The sequence below is a fragment of the Novosphingobium colocasiae genome (assembly GCF_014652555.1).
In the GTDB taxonomy this organism is placed as follows: domain Bacteria; phylum Pseudomonadota; class Alphaproteobacteria; order Sphingomonadales; family Sphingomonadaceae; genus Novosphingobium; species Novosphingobium colocasiae.
This window is the reverse complement of the sequence record NZ_BMZA01000028.1, coordinates 1-13,167: the sequence shown is the minus strand read 5'-3', so window position 1 is coordinate 13,167 and position 13,167 is coordinate 1. Positions and strand designations below refer to the sequence as shown.

Annotated in this window: 11 protein-coding genes; 4 read left to right on the top strand and 7 right to left on the bottom strand. The window is 59.4% G+C overall.

Annotated elements, in window-relative coordinates:
* The first annotated feature begins 557 nt into the window (after positions 1-557).
* The 3 genes from IE122_RS17280 (at position 558) to IE122_RS17270 (ending at position 3,957) form a co-directional block, all read left to right on the top strand.
* The gene (locus IE122_RS17280; RefSeq protein WP_189622495.1) at positions 558-1,481 is read left to right on the top strand and encodes a LysR family transcriptional regulator; all 924 of its coding nucleotides are present in this window, start codon (positions 558-560) and stop codon (positions 1,479-1,481) included.
* 119 nt (positions 1,482-1,600) lie between these two features.
* Positions 1,601-2,965, top strand: coding sequence for a cytochrome P450 (locus tag IE122_RS17275; RefSeq protein ID WP_189622494.1), 1,365 nt, complete (start codon positions 1,601-1,603; stop codon positions 2,963-2,965).
* Positions 2,962-3,957: an NADP-dependent oxidoreductase gene (locus IE122_RS17270; protein ID WP_189622493.1), complete on the top strand. Its 996-nt coding sequence runs from the start codon at positions 2,962-2,964 to the stop codon at positions 3,955-3,957. The genes IE122_RS17275 and IE122_RS17270 overlap by 4 nt, the downstream gene beginning before the upstream one ends.
* 50 nt (positions 3,958-4,007) lie before the next feature.
* On the opposite strand, the gene IE122_RS17265 is transcribed toward IE122_RS17270, so the two are convergent.
* From IE122_RS17265 to IE122_RS17235, 7 genes are all read right to left on the bottom strand, one after another.
* Positions 4,008-5,501: an AMP-binding protein gene (locus tag IE122_RS17265; protein WP_229814357.1), complete on the bottom strand. Its 1,494-nt coding sequence runs from the start codon at positions 5,499-5,501 to the stop codon at positions 4,008-4,010.
* Between the two features lie 159 nt (positions 5,502-5,660).
* Positions 5,661-5,966: a putative quinol monooxygenase gene (locus tag IE122_RS17260; RefSeq protein WP_189622492.1), complete on the bottom strand. Its 306-nt coding sequence runs from the start codon at positions 5,964-5,966 to the stop codon at positions 5,661-5,663.
* A 121-nt stretch (positions 5,967-6,087) separates the two neighbouring features.
* Entirely contained in the window at positions 6,088-6,243 is a 156-nt protein-coding gene (locus IE122_RS18590) for a heme-binding protein (protein ID WP_373299154.1), read from the bottom strand.
* Between the two features lie 131 nt (positions 6,244-6,374).
* Positions 6,375-7,574, bottom strand: a complete 1,200-nt coding sequence (locus IE122_RS17250) for an acyl-CoA dehydrogenase family protein (protein WP_189622490.1) — start codon at positions 7,572-7,574, stop codon at positions 6,375-6,377.
* A 60-nt stretch (positions 7,575-7,634) separates the two neighbouring features.
* Positions 7,635-9,320 (bottom strand): FAD-dependent monooxygenase, encoded by a 1,686-nt coding sequence (locus IE122_RS17245; protein ID WP_189622496.1) that lies wholly within the window; start codon positions 9,318-9,320, stop codon positions 7,635-7,637.
* A 16-nt stretch (positions 9,321-9,336) separates the two neighbouring features.
* Entirely contained in the window at positions 9,337-11,511 is a 2,175-nt protein-coding gene (locus IE122_RS17240) for a molybdopterin-containing oxidoreductase family protein (RefSeq protein ID WP_189622489.1), read from the bottom strand.
* A complete protein-coding gene (locus IE122_RS17235) occupies positions 11,508-12,113 on the bottom strand; it encodes a hypothetical protein (protein WP_189622488.1) in 606 nt (201 codons plus the stop codon). The genes IE122_RS17240 and IE122_RS17235 overlap by 4 nt, the downstream gene beginning before the upstream one ends.
* Before the next feature lie 162 nt (positions 12,114-12,275).
* Between IE122_RS17235 and IE122_RS17230 the strand changes: the two genes are divergently transcribed.
* Positions 12,276-12,725 (top strand): MaoC family dehydratase, encoded by a 450-nt coding sequence (locus IE122_RS17230; protein ID WP_189622487.1) that lies wholly within the window; start codon positions 12,276-12,278, stop codon positions 12,723-12,725.
* Positions 12,726-13,167 lie beyond the last annotated feature (442 nt).

The window sequence follows — 13,167 nt, the reverse complement described above, 5'->3', positions numbered from 1 at the left end:
GCCGCCAAACACCGATCGAGCTCGGGACACACCAGAGCGGCGGGCTCGTGAATAACCCGGGTTAGGTCCTCGACGGCGAAGAGAAAGTCATATCTGGCGCTGCAGATTTCACCATTGCGGAAATCGATGCGGCTTAGCCTTCGACAGCTACCCTGTTTCCCTCGGCGTGATTCCATGGATTTTGCCCCACTCGACCAGCTGCAACCTTTCTCCGAGATTCACGCTCAATTTGTAGAGGGTGTCTTTTCCAGTCCTTTGTCCCCCGAGAGACACTTTGACAGGGGTTGCGACTTGTCGTCGGCAAATGCCACGTAAGGATCTCCGCCAGGCAAGATCTGCGAATCGAAATACCCGCGCACTAGCGTTGGTCTCTTCGACATCAATCATCCGTCAGGGCGTATGCTCGCGTCGAAAAGAGCGCACGCGTACAGTCTGCAACGACGACGGGCAATACTACCGACGGGCACGGTGCTTGCCGAACCGGAATATTGTACATCGACGCAATTACTGCTGGCGTTTAGGGGAACAGCAAGGCGACTGACGGCTGGAGGAGTAAAATGGATCTGCACGCGAAGCCCTTTCGCTGTTTCGTGGCGGTGGCTGAACTGGGCACCTTCAGCCGTGCGGCGGTAAGTCTCAACATGTCGCAACCATCGCTATCGGCCCAAATCAAGGAGTTAGAACGCCGGCTCGGTTTCAATCTGTTCATTAGGACCAGCCGAAAAGTCGAACTTTCGGCGGAAGGTCTGCTGTTCCTTGGAAATGCCCGGCGCATAATCATGGAGTCGGATTGGCTGCGGCAGGCGGCGCAGGACATTAGCACGAACCAGCTCCGCATCGGCGCAGCACATCACACAGGGGCGATCCGCGACCGGCAGGAACTGATCGACCGCTTCATCGTTGCTCATCCGCCCATCGCCTTGCGCGTCATCGGCCGGCGACATTCACAGATCGCAGCGGATTTAGATAGGCAGACCGTGGATCTTGCGCTCACTATCGAATTGCGGGGGGAGGATGGGGAGCGGTCGGCAGTCGAGCAGGGTACCAAAGACTTTGAGCGGATCATATTGCGCGAGCGCAGGGTCGAGCTTCTTCTGACGGAAGACGATCCCCTTGCACGCGAGCAACGCATTCCTGTCGGCGGCCTGAAAAAGCGTGAGGTCTGTATAGTCGATCGTAATCACGGTATCACGTTGGCAGAGGGGCTTGCCCGCAAGCTCGAACGAGCGGGGGCGATTCTAAAGCACCCGCCGGAAGGCGATGCCGCGAGCACGATGCGACATGGCGCCCTGTTAGGCGTGCCTGCCATAAACCTCGGATGGTTTTCGAAACCGGACCTGCCGTGGCTCAAACCGTTGGTCAGCCGGCCAGCGGAAGAGCTGCAGGTTGTCACCGCCTTGGTTCTTCTGCGAAGCCGACACGCGCAGCGCCCGGCGGCAATGACCTTCTGGCAACACGCCCAAGCTTTCAAGGACACGTAATGCGGCGGTCTGACTGGATACCGTGACCTGGCGCCGCTTCGAGTCGATAATGACGTCTTGACCAACAGTCAAAATCTCGACAACATGTCTTAAAGCGCAGACAAGCGTCAGGATGTGCGATGTGGTTATCCAAAATCCGGATGGCTGTGAACGATGGCGCATTTAGGGAGAAATGCGGGATGGGTGTGGAGCAGTTCGAGCGCACGGCACCGGTCGAGAGCGATCGGCTTGACATCGATTTCCTGTCGGACGAATTTCTGAAAACGCCTTGGCCGCATCTGCAGAAGCTCGCGGCAAAGGCGCCGGTCTTTTGGAGCGAAACGCAGCAAGCGTGGATTCTAACGCGGCATGCCGACGTGAAAATCGCCCATACCGATTCCCGTTTTTCCGCCCGCCGGGCGGATATGCTCATGGGCATGTTGAGCAAAGGTATCCCCGATGTGGAGGAGCGATATCCCATCGGATGCAAATATGCTCGTCTGCAGTTCGCCTTCTTCGATGGCACCGAACACCGCCGAATCCGGAACCTCATGGTCAAGGCGTTCAGCAAGAGCGTCATCGAAACCTTCCGTCTGCACGCCCAGCAGTTGATCGAGGACTTTCTCGATCAGGCTGAGGCTACGCGGGAATTCGACTTTGTCAAACTGATCGCCGAACGCCTGCCCTGCAGCATGGTCCAGCGCGTTCTCGGCGTGCGGAGCGGCGACACGGAAGCATTCTTCCGCGCGGCGACCGCCATGCAGACAGTCTTGTCGGGTGGAGCGCGCACGACCGAGGAAATGGAAGAGTTCGAGCATGCGGCCACATATCTCCGCGACACGTTCTCCACGTTGATCGAGGAGAGGGAGGCGAATCCGACAGGAGATCTCCTCTCGCAACTGGTGCAAGCGCGTGATGTCGACGATCGTTTGAACCATGACGAATTGCTCGCCGCCTGCTTTTCGATCCTTGATGCCGGATCGGAAACCACTGCGCACATGCTCGGAGTCGGGCTGTTGGAGATCTGCAATCGGCCCGACCTTCAGTCCTTGTTACGGGACCAGCCTGAAGCCACGCCCCAACTTGTTGACGAACTGATGCGGTATCCCGGCCTTGTGCGCTTGATGCATCGCGTTGCCGCGGAAGATTTCGAATACGGCGGACAGCTAATACGGAAGAATGACGTCGTCTATATGATGCTCGCAGCGGCCAATGTGGACGTCGATGTTTACGAAAACCCGCTTCAGATCGACCCTAAACGCAAAATCCGCGAAACGATGGCCTTCGGATATGGCGCGCATCATTGCATAGGCCACCTGCTCGCAAAGATGGAGCTGCAGGAATTCTTCACCAGAGCTTTCCAGCGGTTTGAGATCAAGGTGTTGGAAGCTGCTCCGCCGCTCGTTCGACTGGCGATGTTCCGGGGTTATCAGCGGCTGCCGGTAAAGTTCGTCCCACGCGTTCCCACAACCGGAACCGGCCAATTCAGTTCGCAAACCGGATGATGAATCGACAGGTTCGGTTGGTTTCGCGGCCATCGGGCATAGCAACGGCTGATAACTTCATGTTGAGTGAGGTTGCGATCAAGCCGCTCGACGATGGCCAGATCCTTGTAAAAAATGCGTTTCTCTCGGTCGATCCCGCGATGCGCGGCTGGATCGCCGACGCGCCAAATTATTCCGAGCAAGTTGCCCTCGGCAGCGTAATGCGGGCGGTGGCGACAGGCTATGTTGTCGAGTCACGGCATCCGGCCTTCCAGCCGGGAGACGCGGTACTGGGATGGTTCGGCTGGCAAAATTACGCAGTAGTGGGTACAGCGGCGGTGCTCCGCAAAATTTCGGAGACGGAACTTTCGCTGTCGCTCGGCCTGCTCGGGTACTCGGGCGCAACCGCCTATCTCGCGCTCACGACGATTGGTCAGCCGCTGGCTGGCGAAACCGTCGTCGTTTCCACAGCAGCTGGCAGCGTGGGATCGGCTGCGGGACAGATTGCGCATATCCTCGGTTGCCGAACAATCGGCTTGACCGGCGGGCCCGCGAAAGTCGAAGCCTGCCGGACTGATTTCGGTTATGATCACGCGCTCGACTACCAGGCCTCCGATTGGACGGCTGACCTCGCAGATCTCTGCGTCGACGGTGTAAACGTGTATTTCGACAATACGTGCGGGACGATCAGCGATGTCGTTAACCGGCACCTCGCCTTGCGCGCGCGTGTGATCGTCTGCGGAACCGCGGCGATCGATCGATGGGATCCGTGGCCCGAAGGACCGCGGCGCGAGCGCCAATTGCTAGTCAGGCGCGCTCGCATGGAAGACTTTGTAATTTTCGATCATGAAGAAAAGGTAGAAGCTGCCATCGATCAGCTTCGCATATGGCATCGCGCGGGCACTCTTCGATCTCGAGAGGATATCGTCGATGGGATCGAAGCCTGTCCCGACGCTATCGCCGCGGTATATCGTGGCGAGAACATCGGCAAGCGCTTAATCCGTCTCAAGTAATCTATTCACTTGAATCTGAATGACTGACCGGCCGGAGGCCGGTCAGTCATTCAGGAGCTCGCAACCTGCCTAGTGCTTTGAGCGATCCGCTCTAGGCGGAGCGCGCTGCGCCTTACCTTTCCGGCATCGTCGCGCAGTGAGGCATCGACGAATTCAATGCTTCGCGGCACCTTGTAGCGGACCAGGAATCTCTCTAGATGCGCAAGAAGCTCGGCTTTGTCGATGCCTGCGGGCGCGTCAACGATCGCATGCACGCGTGCACCCAAATCGTCGTCGGGCAGGCCGATGACTGCGTTGGAGCGAACTCCGGGGAAACCGTCTATGATCGCCTCGACCTCAGCGGGATAGACGTTGGCCCCTCCCGAAATGATCAAGTCGGTGCGGCGATCGGACAAGAATATATAGCCGTCCGCGTCCACGGACCCGAGATCGCCGATCGATTCCCAGCCGTCAGGTGTCCGATTAGGTGTCCCGCCGATATAATAATAGCTGGTGCCCGCACCGGCCTCGGGCATCATGTAGATATCACCGACTTCGCCGGCAGGCAGGTCGTTCCCCTCGGAATCCGTCACACGGACCCTGAACCCCGCCAAGGCACGACCGACTGAACCGGGCTTCTGCAGCCATTCGGAGCCCGTTATCCAGCAAGCGCCACAGCCTTCGGTACCGCCGTAGACCTCCAGCACGCCGTCGGCGCCGAGCCATTCGATCCAGCCTTGCTTCAGCCAAGGCGGGCATGCCGCTCCCGTATGAAGAATATTCCGGAGGCTAGAAATGTCATACCCCGCGCGCGCTTCGTCGCCGAGTTTCCAGATTCGCTGCATCATTGTGGGGACCAGCACCGTGTAGTTAACGCGCTCCTCAGCAATGATCTCGAGTGCATATTCGGCATCGAACTTGCGCATGATGACCAGCCGATTGCCGCAGAACAATGCTCGAGCCGAGAACATGAATGCGGCGTTGTGATAAAGCGGGCCGGCGACGAGGTGCACATCGTCGGGCATCATGCCGAAAGCTGGCGTCATAGGATCGAAACAACCCGGGTCTTTCGAGACGATGATCTTAGGCCGCCCCGTCGATCCGCCCGAGGCCACGGCCTTCCAACTCTTGGGAGGCCGGTCGGGCAATGGCATCTCGGAGAAACTCTGGCTGGGATCGAACCCCGAACCCGACCAAGCCGAATTATCACCGGCGTCCAGGCCGATCACCAACTTCGGCTGAACGAGCTCGAGGATCGCGCCGCGTTCGATTTCGGGCATCTTAACGGATAGGGGTAGCGGCGTCGCGCCGAGCTTCCAGGCTGCGATCGCGGCCTCGTAGAAGTCGACGCTATTGGGCAGTGCCACCACGACGAAGTCACCCTCGCTTACGCCGCGCTGCGCGTAGGCGCGTGCCAAGCGGTTTGTTCGGCGATCCAGCGCCTCCCAACTGATCGAACGGCGCTCGTCCTGGATGGCTATCGATGAAACCTTCTGCTTTGCCCAAAGACCAATGCAGTACCCGATTGATTTCATGCCTTGTCCCGTCATTGTTCCGTCAGCCATTTGGCCAAAACCCAATAGGAATTATCGTCCGGCATTCTTCGGCTTTGCCGCATCTGTGTGGCATCGAATCCGACGAGGGTTTCAGACCAATCCCAAGATCCAACGGCCGGTTACCGAATTCAATCAGCTAAGGCGGAGCGCGCTGCGGTGAAATCAAGTTCATAGCATTCGCTCCGGCCAAATATCGATGATAGGTGCCGCCGCCAGCATCGCCCCCACGCTGTCCATCGCTCCTGTTTCAGTGCGCCATGCAACATAGGCGCGGTAATGGCCGACGGATTCCCACTCCTCCAGCAACATCAGCCGATCGCGATTGGTTTCATCCCGAAACACGCGAATGTCACGAAAACCCGCGAATGCTCGTGTTTCCTCAAGCATTGCTGGCATGTTCGCGAGGTGGAGATCAGCCTCACCTAGCTTGAACTCCAGTACTACAGTTGCGATCACTCCACCCGCCATTGCCATTTCTCCAACCGCCTTGCCTATAGTTGCGGGCCAGCGACGGCGAGCGACACGCGCATGCGCCACCTTGCAGCGCAAGAGTGTTCCCGATTTCGAGAAAGCCGATCGTCCTCGCCTCCAGCTTTTACTGTAACATCGCGGTGCTGGCCCGAGTCAGCGCAGCCGTTACGGTCTTGCTCTGAGCGATTGTCTCGGAAAAGGCCGAAACTCCATCCAGGCGGGGTAATCCCAGCGCGTCGGTCGCGGCATCTACGATACGCACGGGAACCCTCCACCCAATGCGACGCCCTTGCCGGGGGGTGCCTCAAGAGCGTCGGTCCCCTAAAACGCAGCCAATTGCGGAACACTTTTACCATGGTCCAGCGACCCATCGCTGCTCCGAAAAATCGTCCGCTGATGCACCGTCCGGAATCAAACATGTTCTGATAGGACGATATTGGGTTCGACGCCGATCAACTGCTTGCCATAAACTTCATAGCCGAGCGCACTATTAAAGATGATGTGGCGCATCCCGATGCTGAAATCGCGCCAGTAGCGCTGAATCGGATTAGCGGAACTATATGCCGAGGATCCTGCGAGGTTCATTAGCCGCTCGACGGTTTCGACGAGCATGTCCGCGACCGCAGCGCATTCACCTCGGCAGCGCGAGCGCTCTTCATAGGTCAATATATGCATTCGTTCTGCCGCAGCGTCGTTGTAAAGGTTGTGCTTTTCGATGATCGAACGCGCAATGCCAATATGCGCCGCAGCCTTTCCATATTCAGCCTGCCATATCGCGGAATCGCCGCGCCGGGGGAACGTATAGTAGATGATCGGTTTGTCACGTCCCGTCAGGACGGCCTCAAGCAGGCCCTCGGCGGCACCAAGTAAAACTCCCAGCGCCTTGGCTCTCAACAAGGCGAAAACCACCCAGAAATCTGTGGCTTCACGCTCGAAGCGGCTCTCTCCGGAATTGCGCGTCACCGAGACAGCCGACAGCTCACAAACTTGGTCAGGCTGGAGTTCGACATCGACCGCCACGACCGTGTCCGAGCCGGTTCCCTTCATGCCCGCGACGTCCCATGTCGCTTCGATCTTCACCTGCGACATCGGCAACGCCGTCATGCAAATCCGGCCATCGGCAAATTGCGAAGGCACCAAAGCCCAGTCGGCATGATGCGACGCCGATCCATAGGCCCATCGGCCGCTCACGACATAGCTTTCGCCGCGCTGCTCGATCTGACCGATACCGTTGGAGGGGCCGCACATCCGAGGAATGCCGTCGCGGAAAAGTCGGGCCTGCATGTCGTCAGAAAGAGTCGACGCCAGCCAAGCGTTTGAGTTGCAGATCGACACGACCCAAGCGGAGGATGGGCAGCCTTTCGCCAACTCCGCGGCCACGTCGGCCATGACGAAGGATGGGCAGCACCAGCCCCCCCATCGACGAGGGACTGACATATTGAACAGGCCGGCCTCATCAAGGGCAGCGACCACTTCCGGCACCAATTCCCCACGCCGTTCGTGCTCGGCCGCGTGCTGAGCCAATAGAGGTTTCAACGCGCGCGCACGTCCAACCAGCAGTTCGCGCAAATCCGCTTGAAACGTGACTTTCTTGGGGTCATCTCGACTCATGTCGTCCATCCTTAACGGCTGACGCGAAGGGACCTACCTTCCCCGCCAGCAATATGTCTCTCAGCCGATTTGCCCGGCCGGGCGCTCTGCGCCCGTGGTCGCATTCCGGCCAGTAACGATCCGCAGAACGTCAGCCCAGTCGCCCGGCGCATTGTCCCCGCGCCAGGCAACATGCTGGTCGGGCCGTACCAGCACGATTTTGCGCTCGAGCAATTTCCGCGTCAGATCAGTCTCCGGCAGGCGCACCGTCTTGACTGGTAGTCCCGCCGCTGCGGCAGCGTCCGAAAAGGCACCATCGGTTGCCTCGCCGACAAGGAGAAGGGTGAACTCGGGCCCAAGCTCGTCGTACAGCAAGACGCCGTCCTCCAGCGCAAAGCTCGGCAGCCGCGCGCCGGGTGTGGTGGTCGGCATACAGTAAAGCGGATCGAACGCGGGTGCCTCACCGGGCTCATAGCAGATTACCGGTGAGCACCCGTAGCGATAGCCATGTTCGATGCCCCACGACTCGTTCTCCGCATTTCCGAGATCCGCGATCACCTTGCCCAGTTCCGCCCGTCGCGTAGCGGCCTCCGGCGCGTCGAGATCGCCGGCTTCTTCGACCTCGATGAATTTCATCGTGATTGCGAAGCGCACTTCGGCATGGCGCTGTGCCGCTTCCCGGTTCTGGAGCGCAATCTGCCGCCGCTCGATTTCGTATGCGTCCAGCATGGATGCTCCGGCCCAGCCGTTGATCACCGACGCTAATTGCCAGCCCAGCGCAACGGCATCGCCGATGCCGGTGTTCATGCCGTAGCCGCCGGTTGGGATCACCTGATGGACCGCATCGCCCGCCAGGAGGACACGACCGGAGCGATAGCTGTCCGCAACCACTTGATGCGCTGACCATGGGTTGGCGACCAGGATCTCGAAATCGAAATCCTCGCCAACGAAATAGCGCAGCCAGGCGGCCGGATCCAGCTTTGACTCATCGGTGTCCGGAGCAAGTACCGACTGGACGGTCCACATATCCTTGCCGTTCTGCGCGATCAGCGAGCCTCGACCACTTTGGAAATGATAGGCCGCATGGCGGCGCCCGAAGCGCGAGAGCACTTCATGATCTTCAGACCGGAAATGCACCATATAAGCGCGTGCCATAGCTGGCTGGCCCTGAAGTTCGATTCCCAGAGCCGCGCGAACTTTGCTCCCGCCCCCATCGCAGCCGGCCAAGAACGGCGCGCGCAGGGTCTGACGCTCTCCGGTCGACGTGTTGGCGATCGTGACAGTCACGCCGTCTTCATCCTGCGCCAACCCCTGATAGGCCCAGCCGAAGCGAACATCGACATACTCGCTCTTATCATTGGCCGCCTTTAGCACCGGCTCGAGAATAATCTGTGAAATACGCATGCTCGGCTCGGTTGTGTGCGTGCCGTCATTCGCGGCGCGCGCCTCCTCGCGCTTCTCATTTGGTGTGGGATACTCAAAGCGATGGAGCATATGCCCGGCAAGGCTGGTTCCCCAGACAATATCGAGCGGCTGATCCGGCGGGACGCCAACGGCGCGCAGTTCGTCGACGATGCCAAGCTGCCGGAAGAGTTCCATACTCCGCCCGTTCGTCAAATCCATCTTGGGATGCCTGGTCGTCGTGGGGTTACGTTCGAGCAGGACGCAATGCACCTTATGCTTCGCCAGTTCGAGCGCCAAAGTCATGCCCACCGGGCCGCCGCCCGCGATAATCACCGAAGTATCAAACACTGTGTTTCCCTTCATTCTGGTCACCCTTTCTTTAAGCGACGCCGATCGCCTTGATGGCGACGGGCACAGCGCTCATCCGCGGCATGCCGGTAATCCGATCAAAATCTCTGTCGAGGCGCAGAAGCCGGTTAATGTTCGTTCCGGACGAGCGCGGGTCATCCGGATCTCCGGGCCGTGCGCCGAATCCGTGAGTCATCGAAAGCACACCGCGCCGTAGGTCGCGATCCGCCTCGGCGACGCCGATGACCGAGCCATAGCGCGAGCTGATCTCGATTAGCTGTCCGCCTTCAACATGAATTGCGCTCATGTCGTCCGGATGCAAAAACGCCGGATTATAGGCGGTCTTGTGCATCCCAGGAACGTAGCGGAATGTCGAATTTACCACATCGTCGGCGCGGCGCGGGATCAACATGAACGGAAAATCGTTGGAGCATGGCGCCGCGCCTAAATCGTCGGCGATACTCGCCAGCTGGTCCAGCATGTCGGGATTCGCCACATCCAGCCGATCTTCGCAATCAGGGTTACGGGGGGCTATTTCGCGCTGCGCTTCTTCGTAGATCTTGCCACTCAGGTGCGACCTTACTTCGGCTAGCGGAACTGCCGAGTTCGCGCAGATGATGTCGAATAGCTGCTCGGTCGTAGGCTCGACATCCATGTCGATATCCCGCTGAGCCGCTCCGTCCTTGCTCATGCTCAGCCCGGTTCCGCTGCAGAAAGCAAGCGGCACGTTCATGCGCTTCGCGATGCGGTAGAAAATTTGCCAATCCTCAACCAGGTCGGATCCGGCTGGCGGTTCGAGCAATGCTGGCGTATATTGTGCATAAGGCGCGTCCCAGCCGTAGCCATAATGGATCATCTTGGCTCCCTCGATGAACTGGGTCGTCGCCGGCGTCTCGAGGACATGACGTGTCGCGATGACATAATGCGCCAGCTTCGACGTGGCCGAAATTTCCACATTCGGCGTGATCAGCAACTCAAGGCTGCCCATGGCCCGCAGAGCAAGTTCCGAATCTGGCCAGCAGGCCAGCGGGTTGCCGAGGCAGATCAAGGCACGGACCTGCCCTTCGCCCGGCGTCAATATCTCCTCAGGCAGACCGCCGGTGGGCATGCCTGCATTCGATTGGCGCAACCCGCGGACCCGTAGCGTCTCGCCAAAATTCGCCGGAGTGGGGCCGACCGGCTGCGCTTTGCGCTCGACCGGCGGCATCAGCACGCTGGGCCCCGCGACATCATCGCCGGCTCGTGGCCAGAAGCCCCGGATGGATTGCAGGCACAGCAGAAGGTAGAAGGACAGATTGCCATGGCCGCTCATGCTGATGCCGGTTCCGCCACCGATATAGGCCCTGCGCGCGTTGCCGAGGATTGCGGCAGCCTCGCGCAGCTGTTCTGCGTCGATGCTGGCTCGCGCCGCGACAGCTTCAGGGGTGAAGGGCCGCAGCGCCCTCGCGAGATCCGCTAGGCCGACAACATTTTCGGCCACGAAGCTTTCGTCGATCTTGCCGTTTTCGATCAACAGCCGCACTAACCCCGCTAACACGACTGCGTCTTCGCCAGGCTTGACCTGCAGGTGGACGTGAGCGCGCCGCGCCGTTTCCGTACGGCGCGGATCAATCACGATCAGTTTGACGCCATCATTTACCCGGTCCTTCAGTTTCCGGGCCGGGTTCTGCGACAGATATTGTTTGGAGATGACCGGATTGCCGCCGGCGATCAGGAAGGCGTCCGCGTCTGCCGCTGCAATCCGCCCCGCATGCCATGAGCCGTGAAGAGCTTGGGAAACCACCAAGCCGGGTTGATCGATCGATTGTGACGAAAACAGCATCGGCGAGCCGATCGCCGTCATGAAAGCCACGCCGACAGCTGCGGTGCCGGGGTACATCAGAGTGGGGTTGCCCAGATACAGCGCAACCGAGCGTGGCCCATGCCGCGCGATGATGTCCGAAATCTTGTCGGCAATCTCATCGATTGCGCGAGCTGTCGCGATCGGCCGATGCTCGCCGCTCGCGTCTCGCTTGACGCTATACCGGAGTCGCGACGGGTTCAAATGGATCTTGGGCAAGGCGCGACCCTTGACGCAGGTGTAGCCGCCATAAAGTGGCGCCGAGCGGTCACCCATGACCTTCACCGGTCGCCCGTTGGCAAGTTCGACCTCAATGGGGCAATAGGCCGCGCACAACCGGCAGAAAGTCTGCGCTATCTGCGTCATTTCTCCGCCTTTCGGTCAGGCAAGGCGAAAGCACCGAGGCTGTCGCCAGCGGTCCCCGTCGTGTTTGAGTTGCTACCTGCCATGATGCCAATGAAATGACGGCCAGTTGCCGTGCGATAGGTCTTTGGAATCGCCATCCCCGCCGGCGGGGCGACCGGCGTGAGCAATAGGCCGAACGTGGCCAGCACGCAGAGACCGGCCGCCCGCAGCCATGGCCACCGCAAGCGCGGCAAGAAGCCATCCAAGCCCGGCCGCTTTCTCGTATTCAAGAAGGGTACTGTTGTCAGAACGATGAGCAATAGAATCGGCGGCGCAATACTAGAAATGAGTGCCCAATCATTTGTGCCCACTTCCCACAACGCCCAGACCAGTGTGGCGAGAACGACGAGGGTGTTAAGCATGGCGCCATGCCATTTCACTCGTGCGAGGTGTAACGACGACACAAGCAGTGCCAGCCCCGCGATCACATAATAAGGAGATCCGCCCGCCGCAATGAGCCGAGCGTTGCCGAGTCCGACGACTAGACCGGACACGGCGACGAAGATCGCAACCGCGAGGCGATACCCACGTCCATATTGCACTTTTCGGCTCGTAACCGCCATCCCACTCCCTCACATCTTCAGCCTCGTGCGAGCGCTGCTAGTCGTCCATGGCAGCAGGAAAAGTCCTGCGCACCAAATGGGCCCACTTTGTTATCGACTGACTCTCGCCCTTGTACCTTTCCCGTTACGGTGCCACTTAGCCTCGCAGCACAGGAGAGGTGGATGCAATACGTCGCTATAGAAGAACTTCACAAACTGGCTGGCCAGGACGTCGGAACTTCTGACTGGCTTCTCGTGGACCAAGACAGGATCGACCATTTTGCCAATGCCACAGGAGATTTTCAATGGATTCATACGGATGTTGAGAGATCTAAACGAGAAATGGGTGGAACAATTGCGCATGGCTATCTTATTCTTTCGCTCATCCCCTTGTTGAGCGTTGACATCTTGTCGGTTACTGGTCTCTCGCGGACCCTGAACTACGGGCTGAATCGCCTTCGCTTTACGGGCATCGTGCAAGCCGGCCAGCGCATACGCTTGCGCGAGCGCATCCTTTCGGTTGAACCGAAGGGGGAAGGTCTGCTCGTCACCTACGAATTCGTGGTCGAGACCGAGGGCAACGACAGGCCAGTCTGCGTGGCCGAAGGCCTGGGCCTCATGTTCCCGGCCTAGCCTACTTGCCCGCGGCTTAAAGTCGCGGGCCGGTTCACCGAACCAGGTTCGTTCCCAAACCACTGCCACCGTCCCACTCACTCTCCTGATCGTTACTTTTTAGGCCCCCACCCCAGCACGGGGCGATCGGGCGCAACCGGCCTCGCTTGGCTGGAGCCGGGTGGGCATTAAGAATCTTGACGCACCGTCAGTAGCGCGACGCGGCGTTTCTGCAAAGAGGATTTGGTATTCGGCAGGTCTGATGGATTGTTTTGCAAACGTTCAAACCCCCTTGCCCCTCCTGATTTACCCGTTCTCCGCAGCGACACGCAGATCACGTGCGCATTCGTTCGGGACTTCGTTTCAACAGACTGCACATCAGATCGAGCGAGCCAGCCGGGGGTTAGCCTGTTTTATTCACGGAGGCGGGTGATAGGGTTGGCGGGAGTGGCGTAAGCGATTG

What these genes read in the sequence shown, in the direction of transcription:
- IE122_RS17280 (WP_189622495.1), top strand. Translation starts at nt 558, where the DNA reads ATGGATCTGCACGCGAAGCCCTTTCGCTGTTTCGTGGCGGTGGCTGAA.
- IE122_RS17270 (WP_189622493.1), top strand. Translation starts at nt 2,962, where the DNA reads ATGATGAATCGACAGGTTCGGTTGGTTTCGCGGCCATCGGGCATAGCA.
- IE122_RS17230 (WP_189622487.1), top strand. Translation starts at nt 12,276, where the DNA reads ATGCAATACGTCGCTATAGAAGAACTTCACAAACTGGCTGGCCAGGAC.
- IE122_RS17245 (WP_189622496.1), bottom strand. Translation starts at nt 9,320, where the DNA reads ATGAAGGGAAACACAGTGTTTGATACTTCGGTGATTATCGCGGGCGGC.
- IE122_RS17240 (WP_189622489.1), bottom strand. Translation starts at nt 11,511, where the DNA reads ATGACGCAGATAGCGCAGACTTTCTGCCGGTTGTGCGCGGCCTATTGC.
- IE122_RS17275 (WP_189622494.1), top strand. Translation starts at nt 1,601, where the DNA reads ATGTGGTTATCCAAAATCCGGATGGCTGTGAACGATGGCGCATTTAGG.
- IE122_RS17260 (WP_189622492.1), bottom strand. Translation starts at nt 5,966, where the DNA reads ATGGCAATGGCGGGTGGAGTGATCGCAACTGTAGTACTGGAGTTCAAG.
- IE122_RS17235 (WP_189622488.1), bottom strand. Translation starts at nt 12,113, where the DNA reads ATGGCGGTTACGAGCCGAAAAGTGCAATATGGACGTGGGTATCGCCTC.
- IE122_RS17265 (WP_229814357.1), bottom strand. Translation starts at nt 5,501, where the DNA reads ATGGCTGACGGAACAATGACGGGACAAGGCATGAAATCAATCGGGTAC.
- IE122_RS17250 (WP_189622490.1), bottom strand. Translation starts at nt 7,574, where the DNA reads ATGAGTCGAGATGACCCCAAGAAAGTCACGTTTCAAGCGGATTTGCGC.